The 17,387-nt window shown below is 41.0% G+C and carries 16 protein-coding genes and 1 pseudogene; 5 read left to right on the forward strand and 12 right to left on the reverse strand.

The window, feature by feature from the left end:
* Positions 1–29: 29 nt before the first annotated feature.
* The 8 genes and pseudogenes from BK582_RS20675 to BK582_RS20705 form a co-directional block, all read right to left on the reverse strand.
* Positions 30–1,847 carry a S8 family peptidase gene (locus tag BK582_RS20675; protein ID WP_078596844.1) on the reverse strand — a complete coding sequence of 606 codons (1,818 nt, stop codon included), beginning with the start codon at positions 1,845–1,847 and terminating at the stop codon, positions 30–32.
* A gap of 360 nt (positions 1,848–2,207) precedes the next feature.
* Complete coding sequence (locus BK582_RS20680) at positions 2,208–2,750, reverse strand: DUF420 domain-containing protein (protein ID WP_078596845.1); 543 nt, start codon at positions 2,748–2,750, stop codon at positions 2,208–2,210.
* Positions 2,751–2,767: 17 nt separating this feature from the next.
* Complete coding sequence (locus tag BK582_RS20685; protein ID WP_078596846.1) at positions 2,768–3,673, reverse strand: ComEC/Rec2 family competence protein; 906 nt, start codon at positions 3,671–3,673, stop codon at positions 2,768–2,770.
* Positions 3,674–3,798: 125 nt separating this feature from the next.
* Positions 3,799–3,942 (reverse strand): hypothetical protein, encoded by a 144-nt coding sequence (locus BK582_RS27300; protein ID WP_167553024.1) that lies wholly within the window; start codon positions 3,940–3,942, stop codon positions 3,799–3,801.
* A gap of 114 nt (positions 3,943–4,056) precedes the next feature.
* A pseudogene (locus BK582_RS28360) lies at positions 4,057–5,279 on the reverse strand (MFS transporter).
* Positions 5,280–5,428: 149 nt separating this feature from the next.
* Complete coding sequence (locus BK582_RS20695) at positions 5,429–5,848, reverse strand: hypothetical protein (RefSeq protein WP_078596847.1); 420 nt, start codon at positions 5,846–5,848, stop codon at positions 5,429–5,431.
* Between the two features lie 101 nt (positions 5,849–5,949).
* Entirely contained in the window at positions 5,950–6,831 is an 882-nt protein-coding gene (locus BK582_RS20700; RefSeq protein ID WP_078596848.1) for a patatin-like phospholipase family protein, read from the reverse strand.
* A 179-nt stretch (positions 6,832–7,010) separates the two neighbouring features.
* Positions 7,011–7,862 carry a DegV family protein gene (locus BK582_RS20705; RefSeq protein ID WP_078596849.1) on the reverse strand — a complete coding sequence of 284 codons (852 nt, stop codon included), beginning with the start codon at positions 7,860–7,862 and terminating at the stop codon, positions 7,011–7,013.
* A gap of 268 nt (positions 7,863–8,130) precedes the next feature.
* On the opposite strand from BK582_RS20705, the gene BK582_RS20710 reads away from it, so the two are divergent.
* Complete coding sequence (locus BK582_RS20710; protein ID WP_078596850.1) at positions 8,131–8,781, forward strand: deoxynucleoside kinase; 651 nt, start codon at positions 8,131–8,133, stop codon at positions 8,779–8,781.
* A 55-nt stretch (positions 8,782–8,836) separates the two neighbouring features.
* Entirely contained in the window at positions 8,837–9,505 is a 669-nt protein-coding gene (locus BK582_RS20715; RefSeq protein ID WP_078596851.1) for a deoxynucleoside kinase, read from the forward strand.
* Between the two features lie 46 nt (positions 9,506–9,551).
* Here BK582_RS20715 and tatC read toward each other — a convergent pair whose 3' ends face one another.
* Both tatC and BK582_RS20725 read right to left on the reverse strand, forming a co-directional pair.
* Positions 9,552–10,286: a twin-arginine translocase subunit TatC gene (tatC, locus tag BK582_RS20720; protein WP_078596852.1), complete on the reverse strand. Its 735-nt coding sequence runs from the start codon at positions 10,284–10,286 to the stop codon at positions 9,552–9,554.
* Positions 10,287–10,913: 627 nt separating this feature from the next.
* Positions 10,914–11,090, reverse strand: a complete 177-nt coding sequence (locus tag BK582_RS20725) for a twin-arginine translocase TatA/TatE family subunit (protein WP_078596853.1) — start codon at positions 11,088–11,090, stop codon at positions 10,914–10,916.
* A gap of 267 nt (positions 11,091–11,357) precedes the next feature.
* On the opposite strand from BK582_RS20725, the gene BK582_RS20730 reads away from it, so the two are divergent.
* Entirely contained in the window at positions 11,358–12,251 is an 894-nt protein-coding gene (locus tag BK582_RS20730; protein ID WP_078596854.1) for a diacylglycerol/lipid kinase family protein, read from the forward strand.
* 45 nt (positions 12,252–12,296) lie between these two features.
* Here the strand turns inward: BK582_RS20730 and BK582_RS20735 are convergent, their stop codons facing one another.
* Both BK582_RS20735 and BK582_RS20740 read right to left on the reverse strand, forming a co-directional pair.
* On the reverse strand, positions 12,297–13,046 hold the full coding sequence (locus BK582_RS20735) for an NRDE family protein (protein ID WP_078596855.1): 750 nt from the start codon (positions 13,044–13,046) through the stop codon (positions 12,297–12,299).
* A 2-nt stretch (positions 13,047–13,048) separates the two neighbouring features.
* Positions 13,049–14,389, reverse strand: coding sequence for a purine-cytosine permease family protein (locus BK582_RS20740; protein WP_078596856.1), 1,341 nt, complete (start codon positions 14,387–14,389; stop codon positions 13,049–13,051).
* A gap of 194 nt (positions 14,390–14,583) precedes the next feature.
* On the opposite strand from BK582_RS20740, the gene BK582_RS20745 reads away from it, so the two are divergent.
* Together BK582_RS20745 and BK582_RS20750 are read left to right on the forward strand one after the other, a co-directional pair.
* Positions 14,584–15,636, forward strand: coding sequence for a toxic anion resistance protein (locus BK582_RS20745; RefSeq protein ID WP_078596857.1), 1,053 nt, complete (start codon positions 14,584–14,586; stop codon positions 15,634–15,636).
* A gap of 429 nt (positions 15,637–16,065) precedes the next feature.
* Positions 16,066–17,004: a hypothetical protein gene (locus tag BK582_RS20750; protein WP_078596858.1), complete on the forward strand. Its 939-nt coding sequence runs from the start codon at positions 16,066–16,068 to the stop codon at positions 17,002–17,004.
* Positions 17,005–17,387 lie beyond the last annotated feature (383 nt).

Raw genomic sequence — 17,387 nt, forward strand, 5'->3', positions numbered from 1 at the left:
ACTGGCACCTTGTTTTATTTTTCTTCCTGTCACCTGTTATTAGCTTCTCCCGTTTTTTTCAAAGCTCTTTCTGCATTAATAATCCCGTAGCCATAGTAAGGGTCATATCCCTTGTCTCCTGCATCATCAGATGTGCTTCGAATTATCTCATATACTTCTTCATTAGAAAGATCCGGGTTTACAGAACGAATTAAGCCTGCCAATCCTGCAACATGGGGAGAAGCCATAGATGTTCCGCTCATAACTACGTACTGGCTGCCTGGATATGTGCCGGGAATATGTTCGCCAGGAGCACTCACATCAATATGATTACCATAGTTAGAAAAGAATGCCCTTTCCCGGTGAGGTGTTACCGCTGCTACCGCTAATACCTCTTCATAAGCTGCCGGATACATCGGTATATGGACATTGTCATTCCCTGAAGCTGCAATCAGAACTACGTCCTTTTCATAAGCATAACGGATTGCATCGTGCATCAATTCAGAATCATGGCTGTCCCCTAAACTTAAATTTATTACTTTAGCTCCGTTATCGGCAGCCCAGACAATTCCTCTGGCGATAGAGAGAGAGCTGCCTTCCGCGTTATGATCAAGCGCTTTTACCGGGAGGAGCGGATTATTCCAGGATAAACCGGCTATTCCGTCACTGTTATTAGTTACTGCTCCGGCTATTCCTGCTACATGAGTGCCATGGCCGTGTTCATCGTGGTAATCTCCATTGTTTTCAAATGCATTATACCCCCTGGATATCCTTCCGCTAAGATCGGGATGCTCCGGGTCCGCCCCGCTGTCTATTACCGCTATCGGAACGGTCTCATCTCCTGTGGAAAATAGCCATGCTTTATTTGCACCAACCTGCTCGAGATTCCACTGGTACGGCTTATAAAATTCATCATCGGGGGAAGACGTATCAGCTTCCTTTCCTGACACGCTATTTCTCGCCCGCCCTCCACTCTTTTCAATCTTCCCCTGTCTTGAATACATATAATTGGGTTCCAGCCACGTGACGGCCGGATCCCCGAACAAACCCTCCATCAATTGTTCCGTTGTCCGTCCAGGTGCCCGTATAATTGCCTTACTGTCTAATTTATCTATAACTACAGCACCTTTTTTCTCTGCCCATTCTTCGGCCTCAATTTCCGGGAGGAGGTTTACAATAACCTCCCCTTCTTTGGCATGTGGGCCATCGGGCTCTTCTTCCCCGCTCTGGACATATATCTGCCAGCCAATATCCTCTATTTGCTTCTTAGTGTAAGGTAGTTCTGCTTCTTCTTCTGAAAAAGAGAGATCCATTTCCTCATTTCCAATAAAAAATTGTCCATTGCTGTCAGCCAGTGCTGCTGTGTCTTTAACAAAGTCCTCGATAAATGTAAGATTCACTTCAGCCATCCAGTACTCTGTCTCATCACCCGCGCCCATAAGCATTCTTTTAGTGCCTTCTTTAACATATGGACTCGAAAGTCTTATGCCATTCGATTTTTCATTTGTCAGTTCAGCAAAGCTTTCTTCAGGCTTCTCTCCGGCTTCAGCTATATTCACACCGTTTTGCGACAGTTTCAATCCATTTATATGAGGATGTTCATCAATCTCTTCCCTTAGCTGTTCCTTCTGTTCTTCCAGCGGAACAGACCCTGAGCTCCACCTTAACAAATCTCTTTCAAGCTGCGAAATAAACATATTTATCGTCAGGCTCATGTCTTCAGCTGCCAGCTCGTCCATCGAAGCTTTAAACGCTGGGTTATCTTCCTCCCCAGTGCTATTTTGCTGATGATCAGACATAAACCAGATAACCAGAACTAAAAGCAATACTGCACTGAAGGAAAAAGCTAATCTTCTGAAATGATCCATTTGTCTGTATACTCCCCTTTTTAACCGTCTGTATAAAGTGAACCTTCAATCAGTGGGGAGGTTATTCCTCCCCCACTGATTGTTAGCTGAACCAATCGGGATGTTAACGTCCGTTATCTCCCGCCTGAATTCGCTTCATCTCATGTTTTGAGGCGGGAAGTTTACGGACGATGACATCGGGATAAATTTAGGGTACCCATAAATACAAGGGATATCAGGGAAGTTTGGGTTAATGGAAGTCCAAAACGATTATAGTGCCAGTTAACAAATCAAATTGCATAAAAAAAGGTCCCAATTATCAATTCGATAACCGGAACCATTTTGACTTTATTGAAGCTGTTCTGCCCCAGCCTCTGTCCATTAACTGTAGTATGGAGATATAAGAATGTAGACCAATACTCCTGTAAAGCTGACGTACAGCCAGAGAGGCATTGTCCAGCGCACCCATTTTCTGTGGCGTGCCTCTTCCCGCTTATAGCCAGTAAAAAAGCTCATGAGCGCAAGAGGAACTATTACAGCTGCCAGTATAATATGAGTGATAAGAATGAAGTAATAAAAACCTGCTATAAAACCAGTACCTCCAAAAGCAGTGGATTCAGCAAGGAAGTGGTATGTTACATATGACAGCAGGAAGAAAAAGGTAGTAGTAAATGCTGCATAGATAAATTTCTGGTGCCTGTCAATATTCCTTTTCTTAATAGCAATCAGGGCGAGCAGCAGAAAAACGAATGTTAAACTATTTAATGAAGCATTCAGCAATGGCAGCTGTCTAACCCACGCTGGAAGGTCTCCTTCATATGGAGGGATGTATGACAGGGCCACCACAAGCAGGTTAATAACTATGGCAAGGATAATAACTGTCTTGCCTGAATTGTCTAAGATTGTATTCCATAGCTTTTTCATAATATTTCTCCTTGTTATTATTGGCTGTCTTCGATGATAAATTCGTTAAATCCATCTGTCTTGAGTATAAGACTTCCGTAAATATTTGTTTCATAAACCGGAATTTTTTCCTTTTCCAGGGCATCAAGGACCTCAGGACTTGTGTTTTCTTCCTTGCTGTTGTATATAGCTATTTCAGGATTAATTTCTTTAAGAAGTTCAGCTGCATCCTGAACGGATGAATCATGGCGGCCTGGTATAAACACCTGTGCATTTAAATCAAGCCCTCTGTTTAATATTTCATTCTCCCCGCCAGCATCAATATCACCAGTTAGAAGAAAACTGAAGTTTCCGTAACTCACTCTAATGCTCAAAGAATCACTGAGAATATCCCCTGATATAGATTCAGGATGAATCACTTCCACTTTTAGAGAGCCAAATTCGAAATGCTCACCGGCACGTGGTTCATAATAATTCAGATCAGAAGACATAATAACTTCCACTGTCCGCTCAAATGCATGAGAATTACTGACTCCACCTGACATCCAGATCTCCTTTACAGCAAATTCAGAAATTACGTTGGAAAACTGATCGATAGACTCACCGGAAGGGCTTGGACCTACCAGCAGATCGATCTTTTTTATTCCACGATCTTTCAGATAAGAAATTACATCGTATCGTCCTGTATAATCATCATGTACTAATATAACTGTATTGTCTGCCTGAAATAATGCTGCATCACCCTGTCCGGCATCAATAAAATGAACTTGAAGAAACCCTTCTGTGTCACCATTTGTGTTTTGATCATGCAGCGCTTCACTGTTCAATGAAACCTCGTCAAGCGAACTTGATTTAGAAACTGCCTTGAGGTTTTCACCTGCACTGCATCCAGTAATAATTAAAAACAGAAGTGTCCACATATAAAACACTGGACTGAACTTCATTTTGTTTCTCCCCTTTTTTACTTCTCTCTGTACTATGTTTAATGGCAGGGTCAGGATATCCTCCCTGCTGAATTATCTGGAAAAACATTGAAAGAGCCATTGCTGGACAATGGCTGCACAGTAATCTATAACTTTGATGGTTTAACTTTATTAACCTTTTCGTTTCTGTTATTTTGCTCTAATTTATCTAAAAGCTGATTGATCTCTTTTTTATCTTCTTTTAAACCGAACACTCGTCTCTTTTCTTTCTTCAGCAGACGAATTAGCAATTGTTTCTCCTTTTTAGTAATTAGCATTTATTTACCGGCACTCCTTCACAATCAGACACTATACTATTATTCTAGCATGTTATTGCTTCAACGTGAATTATTTGGTAAACAGTCTTAAGATTCTGAGAATGTTCCTTTTTCAGAAGAGGCTGATTTCACTCTTACAACAAGATATAAACCAGCCGCTGCCAGGAAAAATAACAAGGAGGAAAAATAAAAGACAGAGGATATAGAGAAATATCCAGCAATCAGGCCTCCTGCCACAGGGCCGACTACATTTCCAAGAAAACGAAAACTCTGGTTGTACCCAAGGACTTCTCCCTGTACAGAAAGAGGGACTGCCCGCCTGATATAAGCAGTAACATTTGGAATAATTCCGCCTATCTGGAGGCCGAATAAGAAACGTAAAATGACTAGTTGCCAAATATCAACCGCGAAAGCCTGAGGCAGAAAGAAAAGCCCTGCCAGGATAAGGCATATGATAAGTACTTTTTCATGGCCGATTCTGTCACCAAGTATTCCCCATGCTCTTGTGGTAAGCGCATTTCCAAGGCCTGTTACTGAAAAGGCAAGCCCCGCGAGGAAGGCAATGTTCTGGGTTTCAAGAAGCTGGTTTACATAGAGAGCAAGCTGTGGCTGTATACTGAAATTAGCAGTCTGTATAACAAATGATAATATCATTACCATGAGAAGGACAGGATTTTTAAAAATTACAAAAACACTTCTTTCATGCTTCGGTACTCTTTTTCACTCTGCTTTCTTTCAGCAGTTGAGATTTCTTTCACACCAAAAATCACAAGTACAGAGGCGGCTGAAATAACAACAGCGGTAATTATAAAGGTATAGGTAAAACCAAAGGAGTCAGCAAGGGAACCGCCAAGCAGAGGACCAAACAATCCTCCGGAAACAGTACCCATTTGAAGAGTTCCAAGCACCCTGCCTGCTGTTTCTTTATTTGTCTGGGCTGCAATGAGGGCCATCGAAGTAGGAACAAAGCCTGTCACAATACCCATAAAAAATCTAAGGACAAATAAACCTTGCACAGAATTTACATGGCCCATCAGAAATATGGAAAATGCAATTCCAAACCCGGTTATAATAAGTATTTTTTTTCTGCCGAAGCGGTCGCCGAATCTTCCCCATAAAGGTGATACGGCAAATGCAACCAGAAATGTAATCCCAAAAACAAAGCCTGACCACCTTTGTACATACGCATCGGAAAATTCTCCGAAAGTTTCTATGTATAAAGAAAGGAAAGGCAGAACCATTGTAGCACTCGCTGCCACAAAAAAGTTAGCTATACACATAATGAGAAGATTTCGTTTCTGAGGATTAATAGTATACACCTTCTCCAGGATAATATTTCGCTTCTCTAAGGATTAGTATATAAGAAACCTGAAACAAATAACAGGAATAAAGAAAACTGCATACGCCTTCTGTGGAAGCGAACGCAGCTCATCTGTCGATCTGCAAGTTGCTTTTAACTTTATCTGTCCTTTAACGAATACTTCAGTAAATTATATATTCCATTGACAGCCAGTAAAGAGCCGGTAATTACAGAGAAGATTAACACAGCAGGCACATCTGTCATGATCTCTGACTCACTGAGAAGGAAAACCCGCCCGGTCAGTCCGCTCACGCCGTAAATTGCCATAATTATTCCTGTGCTTAGAAACAACGCGGGCACCCATGCCCCGGACAAGCCTCTTTTTGAGCCTGTACCTGCTTCCTGTGTACCTGCATTCCCGATGTCTTTTCTGTTCTTCCGGTCTGCGCTTAAAAGGAGAATTATACTCACTGCAACAACCGTTGAAAGTATTAAGTAAATGATTGATCGTGAAATTAAACTTATAAAAGCTATAAATAAAAATAATGCGAGTAGCCGGTAACCCTTTTTCCGGTTCATCTGAACACCTGCTTTATCTGAAGTATAAAAGCTTATGACAGTGTTATGTACAAAACAGCAATGCAGACGAAAGAGCTCTGTCAAAATAACAGAGCTCTTTTTCAATTCCCTGTAGCCTGGCGGCGAACAGGCTCGGATTGTAAAAATGATTTTAGTGCTTCATGCTGTTGTTTTGCCTGTTCATAACCATGGTCATATAAAGCCTGCAGCCTTTCTTTTTTCCGTTCAATTCTGGATACGCCTTGTAAATTTTCAGGGCGAAAAACGAATGCCTTTCCTTCCTGTTCAAGCTGACGGACTTTTATCAGGGAGTCGTTATACACCTTGGAGCGGTTTTCGATAATTTCAATAAGCCCCGGGTAATCGCGGTATTTTCTGCGATACCACCATATCCCCCGTTTTACAGGCTTTTTCATGTAATCTTCACATTGGGTGAGAATTATAACATGTTTTTCATTACCATCATTCAGTGATTTATTAACAGGAATTGGATCACTTATTCCTCCGTCAAGAAGAAAACGGCCGTCATATTCAATGAAAGGGGAAAGCATCGGTAAAGAACATGAAGCACGGAGTATTTTATTAAGATCTTCTCCTATTTCTGACTTTTCATAATAGATGGTTTCTCCCGTTTTACAATCTGTAGTACCGATATAAAACTTTTCTTCAGAACTGTTAAAGGTTCTGTAATCGAATAGATTTTCTCTGTTTGGTATTTGGTCAAAGATCAAGTCAAAGTTAAATAATTCGCCGTTTTTAAACAGCCTTTTAAAAGAAATATATTCAGGATGATCGGCGTAACCAATCGTTACTGCTTTATTCCTTCCCTTCTGCCTGGATATAAAGGATGACGCATTACAAGCCCCGGCAGAAACTGCGGTAACATATGGAAAACGTATATTGTTTTCCAGAAAATATTCCAGTATTCCCCCTGTATATACTCCTCTCATACCTCCGCCTTCCAATATTAAGCCTGTTCGCATTGTCTTCCTTGCCTCCTTTACATATCTCTCATTGTAACTTATTTGGAATTTAGTTAACAATAATTAATTCTGTATGAACCTGTGGCCTAGGAAAATAAATGAGATCATCAGTGGGAAAAACAAATAAAACGAATTTCTGCTATTATCAGAAATTCGTTTTATTTAACCGCACGATCGCTTCATTTATCGTCTGTATAGTACATAAATGCAATAGCACCTGGACCAGTATGCGTACTGATTATCGGGGTGGTGTCAACGATTGGTATATCTCTGAAACTGGTAGAGTCTTTAATAACTCCACGGAGCTCTCCTGCAAGTTCCCGCGCTTCCACCTGGGCAATTCCCATCCCTCTGACTATTTTACCTGCTGTTTCTTCTTCAAAACGCTTTTTCATATATTTAACCATCTGCATATAGGACCTGACTTTTGAAACAGGTGTATATACTCCATCCTGAAGGGAAGCAACTGGCTTAATTTTTAACAGAGATCCTACTAAAGCCTTCCCACGGCCAATACGGCCGCCTTTAACTAAATATTCCAGCGTATCTACCATAATATATAGAGAGGTATTTTTCCTGACTGTTTCCAGTCGATTTACGATCTCTTCAACAGCAGCCCCGCTCTTCGCCATTTCACTTGCTTCCTTCACCTGGAAACCAAGTGCACAGGATATATATTTGGAATCGATAACTGTAACATCGCTTTTCGACATATCCGCTGCTGTTTTTGCAGAGGAGTAGGTGCCGCTCATTCCGCTTGTCATGTGGATGGACAAAACAGGACTGCCATCCTTTCCCAGTTCATCATATACTTCAACGAAAGATCCTACAGATGGCTGAGAGCTTCGGGGCATTTCATCTGAGTTAACGAGCATGTTCACAAATTCATGGGCTGTTATGTCCACTCCATCTATATAAGATTCATCTCCTATAGTTACAGAAAGGGGCACAATTGTTATGCCTAACTGTTCTATTTCTTCTTTTCTCATATCAAGTGTAGAATCAGTTACTATTTTTACCTTTTGGCTCATTAGAACACCTCCTTTATAAATCACTCCGTCAATCATACTATAGGAACTGCTGCTTGTTAAGAATAGTTACCTTCCCGAACCTTATTCAAACGGATTTAATTAATATATTTCCGCAAAAAGACAAGTATAAAAGTAAATATAATAGGTTTCCTTCTCGTTAGAATATGGTAGAATTAAATTTGTTTTTACTTAAATCGACATTTTTCAACGAATGCAAACAAAATAGTTAAGAAAGTAAATTATTCAAAGAAAGGAGGCGTTTTACGATATGAGCCAGCAGTTTCGCGTCCCGTTCATCGCTGTAGAAGGCCCAATAGGAGCCGGCAAGACCTCCCTGGCTGAGCTGTTGTCGTACTATTATAAGTTTGCACTGCTGAAGGAGATTGTGGACGAAAACCCTTTTCTTGGAAAATTTTATGAAAACACCGAAGAATGGAGTTTTCAGACTGAGATGTTTTTCTTATGCAACCGCTATAAACAGCTGGAAGATACATACGAAAATTTTCTGTCCCAGGGGCTTCCTGTCATTAGTGATTACCATATATTTAAAAATCTTATCTTTGCCAAACAGACTTTATCGCAGGATCACTTCGATAAATATGACCGAATTTACAGGATTCTTACGAATGACCTTCCAAAGCCGAATATTATCATTTACCTGGACGCAAGTCTGCCAACGCTTCTTGAAAGGATAAAGAAAAGGGGACGTAAAATTGAAAAATCTATAGATCCTCTTTATCTTGAGACACTTTCTGAAAACTATCGCCAGTTTATTAAAGATCACACAAGGGTTTATCCCCATATTCCGGTATTGCAAATTAACGGAGACAAAACAGATTTTGTTAATAACCCCCATGATCTTCAGCGGATAATAGACCAGGTCACCGATATAGCGGATAAGCAGCAATCGTTATTTTAAAAAAGCAACTGACAAGCACTTATATTGAGTAATTTTTATTGGAGTGGAAAATTTTATGCCAAAATTAAACCATAACTTACGCCCTGATTCCTTAATTACATTAGCAGGTACGGTAGGGGCCGGAAAGTCCACGTTAACAAAGACCCTGGCGGAAGCACTTGGATTCAAACCTTCCTTCGAAAAAGTTGACGGGAACCCGTATCTGGAAGACTATTATGACAATTTTAAGAAGTGGTCGTTCCATCTGCAGATCTATTTCCTGGCAGAACGCTTTAAACAACAGAAGAAAATGCACGAAACCGGGCTGGGGTATGTGCAGGACAGAAGCATTTATGAGGACACCGGAATCTTTGCCAGGCTTCAGTATGATAACGGAAATATGTCCGACAGGGATTTTGAAACCTATCAGTCTTTATTTGATGCTATGGTTATGTCTCCTTATTTTCCTAAACCGGATGTTCTGATTTATATAGACGGCAAACTGCCAAGCATTTTAAACCGTATCGAGGCAAGAGGAAGGGAAATGGAGATTAACACTCCAGTGGAATTCTGGAGTGAGTTATACAACAGATACAACAACTGGATTTCTGCATTTAACATTTGCCCCGTCCTTCATCTCGATATCGATTCTTATGACTGTTATAATGAAAAATCTGTAGAAGAAATAGTCCGCTCACTTGAGAAGCTGCAGACTGATCCTGATCTTAACTATATAAAATTATAATAATCCCATAAAAAACTGCCTTCCATTTACAGAAGGCAGTTTTTTGTTATGGTTTTATTTCGGCTTCCTGTTCTTTTTTCATCCTTCTCCGGTACACTATTCTGGAAAGATTAATACTGACTTCATAAAGGAAGATAAGTGGCACAATTACCAGTATGTCAGAAATTAAATCAGGCGGTGAAATCAATACACTGACAACGACGATTCCAAAATAAGCGTACTTCCTGTTCTTTTTCATGCCGTCAGGTGTAAGAACTCCAATACTTGTGAGGAACATTACGACTAAGGGCATTTCGAATAAGATACTGAACGGTACTGTCATCCTTATTACGAACTGAAAATACCTGTCCGGAGTAAACATCGTCTGAAACATTTCATCCCCCAGACCGACTAAAAAGTTAAGCACAAGGGGCAGGACTATAAAATATCCGAAAGCCAGGCCGCCGGCGAATAAAATAAACGATGCAGGAATGTACATCACTGTTACTTTTTGTTCTTTTGGAGTAAGTCCAGGTTTTACAAAAAGCCAGATCTGCAGGATAAGTATTGGCACAGTAAGCGCAATAGCTATAATACCTGCTAAGGAAAAATAAACCCATATAATATCCAGGGGGCCGAGTACAGTCAGAGTCATATCCAGATCTTTTACAAACCACTCATAGATGTCCCTGATAAAAATGAAGGAAAGAATAAAGAACAGTATAAAAGCGCCCAGGGTAATCATTATTCTTTTTCTCAGTTCACCAAGATGTTCCATGAGATTCATGCTTTCTTCATTCATGGCTTGACGCTCCTTAAACATAAAAAGATGTAAGATGGAAGACACCTCACATCTTTTCAACCTATTTGTTTTAAAAGTTAGCTATGTTAAACTTTGTTGTTGATTTTCGTTACAGGACGCTCTTGTCCTGTTGGCATTGCTTCAAAGAGCGTTACTTCACCGCAAAAGCGTCGATTTGTCTCGACGTATCCTCTGCGGAGGCTTAGCTGGCAGAGGAAGAGACAGTCTCGCTCGCACCTCTCACGAAAATTAACCATCCGCACAAAATCAACATCAGCCTTAAACAGAGCCTAAAAGTCATATTTCAGTTCAGAACTTTCTTATAAATCCGCTGCATGCGGACACTTTCCGCGGGCAATGCTCCAAAGAGCGTTACTTCACCGCAAAAGCGTCGATTTGTCTCGACGTATCCTCTGCGGAGGCTTAGCTGGCAGAGGAAGAAACAGCCAGCTATATGAGAGGACTTCTGTCTCTTCCTCTCAGAGCCTCCCTTGGAAGCTGCATGCATCGAGACAACTCGTAGTTTTTCATGATGCTATGCTCGCAGCTATTGCTATTCCCGCAGGAGTCGCCGCCTTCCACTCATTTATCTTTTTAAAATCTATTAGAAAAGTATTAATTAAATACCTACTGGTTTTTCTTCTCGTCTTCTTCATCTTTTGTTAGTTCTCTTGTTGAGTTTTTAAATTCTTTTAATGTTTGTCCCATAGCTCTTCCAATCTCGGGAAGTTTTTTTGGACCAAAAATAACCAGGGCAATTACAAGAATTAAAATCAGCCCGGGAATGCCGATATTTGATAGCATAGCTAACCCTCCTAACGGTTTTGCTGATGTTGGTTCTTTTCAGCTCATATCAACTTACCACCTCATTATAAAGGGTGAAATGCTTTTTTGCCAGAATATGAAGGAAATTATCATATAATCTTCATATTTAGAAAATTAGTATAGTTAAAAGTATAGAAAGTATTAATACAGCCTGTCCCCCTGCCGTATACAATTTGAATTTTTAAAAACTTTAAGGTCTAACAATGTTATAATAAGTTAGCATTGTTCATTTTAAAGGAGACACTTATGTACATAGTAATTATTAATTCATACTCCGGCAGAAGAAGATATAACCTTGTTTTAAAGCTGTTGAATGAGAACCTCTCCTCTTCCTATAAAGCTTTCCTTTCCCACAAGTTTCAGGGTAAGGATATGTATGAAGAAATCAGGAATGCTATTACACCATACGAAAGCGAGCTAAAAGGCATTATTGTTGTCGGGGGTGATGGAACACTGCATCAGGCGGTAAACGAGCTGTATTCTCTAAGGCTGCCTTTCGGGCTCATACCCTCGGGTTCCGGGAACGACTTTGCCAGAGCACTTAAAATTCCCGGCACTGTCAGGAAAGCAATCGGGAGGATCAACAATGACCACGCACAACAATATGACATTCTGGAAGTGAATAATCGCAAAGTCCTTTCAATTATCGGAGTGGGAGTGGATGCGGAAACTGCTATCAACTGCCAGACTTCCATTATTAAAAAACTGCTTAACAGAGCGTTTCTCGGCCGATTGACATATCTGGCAGTCTTTCTCAAAACTGTAACCCGCTACAAACCCCTTGATGTGAATGTCATTAGTGAAGATGGAAATACTCATAGTTTCACTAATGTCTGGCTGCTGGCTGCCGGAAATACTTCCTACTATGGCGGTGGAATTCCCATGTGCCCGGAGGCGGATCCCCGTGATGGCGAAATCGACTTAGTGGTTGTTCACAGCCTTGGTTTCTTTCGGCTCCTTGCTGCTATTCCATCTGTCTATTTAAAAAGGCATTTATCTCTCCCCTATATCACTTCTCTTAAAGGGAGAAAGTTTACAATACAGTCAAAAGGAAGACAGGCGGTGCAAGGAGACGGCGAAGAAATAGGAGTAACCCCCGCATACATAAAAGTACACAGAAACGCCGTTAAATTTTTTTGAAAAAGGGAGCAGCGCCGGCTGCTCCCTTTTATAATTAAGATTCCTTTATACAATTTTAAAGGTAAACCTTGCTTCAGCTGCAGATGGAACATATGACCTTTCCACAAACGTACAATTATCATATTTATCAACAAGTACCACCGTACTGGACCTTGTGCCGTATTGATCACTGCTTATAAACAGCGGCGACAGCATTCTCTCAAGCTCGGTGCCCACCCCTGTATCCGGAAGCTGTTCAACTGGGAAAGCCTGGTCAGCCTTAAGGAGGGTAAATAGATTTTCCTCCAGTTCGGATGATGAGTGGACAGAAACAAGCTCCTTCATCCCGGCTTTTAATTGCTCTGTTTTCGGCCAGGGTGTGTTTAATGCTGCGTTGCTAAGGGCGTGCACACCATTTGTGAGACTAGCCTTCAGCTCTGCTCTGTTGGAAAAATAGTTTAGCTGCCGCACATTTCCATAAATGATATTAAACCCGCCATATACAGAAGCGTGCTCAAGATTACTATTAAAGACTTCCCTGTTCTCAAAGTAACTCTTAACAAGTTCTCCTCTTGATTGTTTTCCTTCAGAATCAGCCGTCGGCTCCCTTACATTCGTCAGAGCAGCAAAATCACCAGACATTGTTAATCCCAGCCAGGTACCGCCTTTTTCCACGTCCTTTCCTGCTATCAATCCAGGAAGTCCTTCCCATTCACCAGCCTGTTTTGTTTCCCTGCTGTAAAATTCATCTCTGTTTGAAGCAAAAATAAAGGGATACTCCGGATGTTCATTTATCATAAAACCGATGAGACACATATTTATAACCTCACAATTCTATTTTTAGAGAGAACATAATAAGCTGCAGCTGATAGGGCAAAAGCGATAAAACCAGGGGAGTAATCTGCAGGCAGAAGCATATACACAAGAAGGCCGAAGCCTCCTGAATAAAGGGCATTCCTATTAAGCTCTATGCTGTTCTCCGCCAGCTTTTGCAAATCAGCTTCAGAAAACTTTCTTTTCTTTATGAGCAAGAAATCGGCCACTATAACCCCGGACAATGGAATAATAAGCATTCCAAGCGCAGAAATAAAGGATGAGGCCTCATCTACTATTGCTGGATAGGTACTGAGCATTACCCCTGCTGCTCCGAAAATAAGGGCACTCTTTACTCTTCCAAGCCGGGGGACGCTGTTCAGAAGGCTGAATCCTCCTGAATAAGCATTGTTAATGTTAATAGAAACCATACTTCCAATCGCAGCTGCAAATATAATTATAAGAAACAAGACAGAGTCTGTCATTCTCGAGGTAATAAGAAAAGGATTCCAGTGTCCTGAAACAGCTGCTGTATATGCACCAAGAACTGCTGTGCAGAAAAAACCGGCAGTATTGCCGATAAATATGCCAGTAAAAGCTCCCCGTGGAGTTTTACCGTATCTTGCTAAATCAGAAGAAGCACTAACCCCGGAAATATACTGAACAAAAGCAAGGCTGGCAAAAAAGAACATCGTGCCTGCCGATCCGGTTCCTGATGCTGACAAAATTTCTAATGGCTGGCCCCCCACCCCTGTTCCACCGGTAAAATAGACAAACAGCATTACTGTCGCCCCGAGAAGAAGCACAGGGGTAAAATAAGAAGTAAATGTTTTTATAGCATTAAATCCTACAAGGGCTAAATAAGCCATAACCATAGCAAGGAAAACGGAGATTAGTAAAAAAGGCAGGTCAATTTGAAAAATCCTTCTGAGTATTTCCTGGACTATGTATGCCCCGCCTATAGTCTGTACACTGAACCAGTACAAGGAAGTGAGTGCCCTTACAGGTGAGGATAAATACATGGCACCTTTTGTCCCCAGTATCATTCTTACGGAAAACTGCGCCGGAAAACCATACACTGATCCTGGTAAGGATAACAGGGAAACAAAGAAAAAGGCCGCAACGGCACCAGCAACTACTGAGAATACTGCCTGCAGGAAAGTCAGCCCTCCTTCCAGCACTGCCAGCGCCGGGACAAGGAAGTTACCTGCGTTCACTGAAACCGCAGTCTGTATTTTTATGTAATCAAAAGCAGTTGTTAAACGCATAGAAACCGGTACGGCTTCAAGTCCGAGCCGTTCTATAAAATGCTCCTTTTTTTCTGCTGCAAGTTCATTCTCTTTCATTTCCATTCCTCCTGACGGGAAGAACCCAACACTTAATATAACATATTAATTCACAGAGAACTCCCTTCACTGTTGTACGTTCATAAACTGGACTGTATAATTTTAATATGAGGTTTTATGAAACCTAACAGAGGATAATTCGTATATACAACTGCAGATAATAACTAATTCCTCATAATCAGGAGGTTATATATATGACGGAAAATAAAAATACACCGAAACCTGCTGGCCCGGAAAATACGAACAGCAGCCCGGCAGGATCCGCAGCAGAGTATGTGGAAAAAATCAGGAAAGGCAGCGATTTAAATAAAATCCTTGAAAGCCTTGGAAAAATAGGGACTGAAGAACAACAGAAAGCCGGAGAGTCTCTGGAAGCCCTCAAACGGCCAGTACGGGATATGATGACCAATAATGACAATGACCTTCCTGACCAGCTTACAAAATTAAAAGAAATGGTAGCCGAACTGGAACCAGATTATCTTAAAGAAGGCAAGTGGCAGCGTTTCTTTAATAAACTTGCCCGTAAAAGCCCGATTGAAAAATACACCCAGAAATATCAGACAGTCGAAGCTGAAGTAGAGACAGTCGTCGGGGCTCTCCTCCATGGTAAAGACCGTTTAGAGGAAGACACAATTATGCTTCAGCAGCTTAAAGAGACCGCAAGGGAAAGAATCGTATCTCTTAATGGTCAGATCGACATTGGGAAACAGCTGAATGTAATGCTTGAAGAAGAGATGAAAAAGGAAGAATGGCAGACTGACCCAACCCCTATCCAGAAAGGGCAGCAGAAAGTTCTGTCACGGGTAAAGAATATGCAGCAGGCAGTCCTTGTGCTCCAGCAATCCCTTGCCTCTGTTGATATTATTGTAGAGAATAACGATAAACTCGAGGAAGCTATTTTTAATGCTATTACTATGACTAAAAATATCATTACAGTTACTGCTTCCATTCAGCTGGCCTTAAGCAACCAGAAGAAAGTCATCGATGCTGTGAAGAATGTAAATGATACGACAGAAGCAATGCTTCTTTCCAATGCACAGCTTCTTAAATCTAATACTGAAGAAACACTCAAAACACTGGAAGAGCCTGCAGTTGCAATGGAAACTTTTAAGAAAGCTTATGAAGATGTTTATGCAGCGATTGAGATGACAGAGCAGTCTAATGAAAGAATAATACAGTCCAGTAAGCAGTTTATCGAAGAAATGGATGAGTTAAACCAGCAAATGGAACGGAAGCTGTTAAATTAACAGAAAAGCGTAAGCACCTTGGCCACGAGCGACACTCTTTATCTGCGGCGAGTAACCGCAGACCCAAGCACTGCCTCTTCCTCTGCGAGCGTAGCTGCGCAGTGGATCTGTCGAGGCAACTCGCAGCGTTTCAAGAGGCTATGCTCGTTGGGACAGCTTACTCGACGATGCCTGACGGAAGCCGCTCTTTGGCATACTAAAAGGCCTGAATTGACCTCAATAGCTGTCTCTTCCTCTTCGAGCAGCACTTCGAGGTGTATCCGTCGAGACAACTCCAAGCATACTCGTGATGTAAACGCTCGTCGCTGAAGCTAAACAACTATCGTGGGAAGTTATACTTTCTTATCTTATAAAAATATAGGACAGCTTTCGTAAAAATTAAACTTCTGACTTCGTAATAATTGGACTCATGTAAATGAGGTGAACGTCTTGAACTGGCGTGATCGCGTATGGGAACAAAAATGGCTGGAGCCATTCCTCCCCAACTACTTAAAGCCATTAAATGACAGCAAAGTTGAAACAGAAGAAACAAGAGAACTGGTCAGTGAAGCAGCGGAATTTCTGTCTGACCTGGCTACTTTATCTGAGCTTCCAAGAGTAAATAAAACTTTCAAACGAAACATTAAAGGCTATTTGTTTAAAGTGAAAATAAAACAAAAAAAGATATACCTGGAGCTCCTTGATACAAAAAAGTCACCAGTCTCTGTAAAGAAAAGAATATATATTACTGTTTTCCGAAAGCAGTTCAAAGCAGAAAAAGGGATGGGCAAATGTGCAGACTCTACAATATATTATACGTCCGGCACCCGTACTATCGTACGAAATGTAAGAAACCATCCATTATTCCAGCCGGTATTTTATGAACTTCACCGGCTGGACCTTTCACTTGCAGGCAAGACACTTACCGAAATAGAGACTGAAGAACAACAAAAGGCATTAATGAAGCCGGAGCCTGAACCTGCAAAAGAAGACGAGACGAAAATCATACTGACAAATCTGGACTCCTTAAAAAAACAGTACCAAAAGTCAGAACCAGCATTCCATAAGCAAATTAATCAGCTCCAGGAAGATATCCTTGTCTGTATTAAGGATATTCATCTGCTGGATATTGAAGAGAAACATCATCTTAAAAGAATGGTAACTTATGATCTGCCTAACCTTCTGGAAACGTATGACTCACTGTCAGAAGACCAGAAGGAAAAAACGTTTGATGAAGTCATGTCTACCATAAATTCCATGAGGGACTTTGTTATTAAGCAGACGGAACAGCTACAGACTTCAAGAATGGACAGAATGAAGCATCTCCTCAAATTAAATGAAGTCCGTTATAATAACAATTCCGGAGACGTGAAAAAAGATGCAGAATAAACTTAAAGAGCCGGTACAGTAATAAAAATCCAGAAAAACAGTTGAAATAATATATATTATGTTAACAACATATAAAGACAAGATGCCTGGATTTTATTATCCAGGCGTTCTGTTTGTTTGTGTTGGGTTATTCAACTAAACTACTCGTTTTATAATGTATGGGCTTTTGGCGGTGTGGATTCTCGTTCCGCTCACAATAACTGGGCACGTATCGCAACACGTACGGATCCTATTTGTTAAATTTCTTATCTTAAGAAGATTTTAGGATTCTGGGGTTAAAAAGGGGCTTTATGACGGTGAAGCGGCTCCTCATTCCGTTAATGGGCTAAAAATTGGTGATTTTAGTGGTTTGGCCAATTCAAATAACGATTAATAACATATCC

It is taken from the genome of Evansella clarkii, assembly GCF_002019695.1.
Classification (GTDB): domain Bacteria; phylum Bacillota; class Bacilli; order Bacillales; family Salisediminibacteriaceae; genus Evansella; species Evansella clarkii.

Coding starts and splice junctions, on each gene's coding strand:
- BK582_RS20675 (WP_078596844.1), bottom strand. CDS start 1,847: ATGGATCATTTCAGAAGATTAGCTTTTTCCTTCAGTGCAGTATTGCTT.
- BK582_RS20680 (WP_078596845.1), bottom strand. CDS start 2,750: ATGAAAAAGCTATGGAATACAATCTTAGACAATTCAGGCAAGACAGTT.
- BK582_RS20685 (WP_078596846.1), bottom strand. CDS start 3,673: ATGAAGTTCAGTCCAGTGTTTTATATGTGGACACTTCTGTTTTTAATT.
- BK582_RS20695 (WP_078596847.1), bottom strand. CDS start 5,848: ATGAACCGGAAAAAGGGTTACCGGCTACTCGCATTATTTTTATTTATA.
- BK582_RS20700 (WP_078596848.1), bottom strand. CDS start 6,831: ATGCGAACAGGCTTAATATTGGAAGGCGGAGGTATGAGAGGAGTATAT.
- BK582_RS20705 (WP_078596849.1), bottom strand. CDS start 7,862: ATGAGCCAAAAGGTAAAAATAGTAACTGATTCTACACTTGATATGAGA.
- BK582_RS20710 (WP_078596850.1), top strand. CDS start 8,131: ATGAGCCAGCAGTTTCGCGTCCCGTTCATCGCTGTAGAAGGCCCAATA.
- BK582_RS20715 (WP_078596851.1), top strand. CDS start 8,837: ATGCCAAAATTAAACCATAACTTACGCCCTGATTCCTTAATTACATTA.
- tatC (WP_078596852.1), bottom strand. CDS start 10,286: ATGAATGAAGAAAGCATGAATCTCATGGAACATCTTGGTGAACTGAGA.
- BK582_RS20725 (WP_078596853.1), bottom strand. CDS start 11,090: ATGCTATCAAATATCGGCATTCCCGGGCTGATTTTAATTCTTGTAATT.
- BK582_RS20730 (WP_078596854.1), top strand. CDS start 11,358: ATGTACATAGTAATTATTAATTCATACTCCGGCAGAAGAAGATATAAC.
- BK582_RS20735 (WP_078596855.1), bottom strand. CDS start 13,046: ATGTGTCTCATCGGTTTTATGATAAATGAACATCCGGAGTATCCCTTT.
- BK582_RS20740 (WP_078596856.1), bottom strand. CDS start 14,389: ATGAAAGAGAATGAACTTGCAGCAGAAAAAAAGGAGCATTTTATAGAA.
- BK582_RS20745 (WP_078596857.1), top strand. CDS start 14,584: ATGACGGAAAATAAAAATACACCGAAACCTGCTGGCCCGGAAAATACG.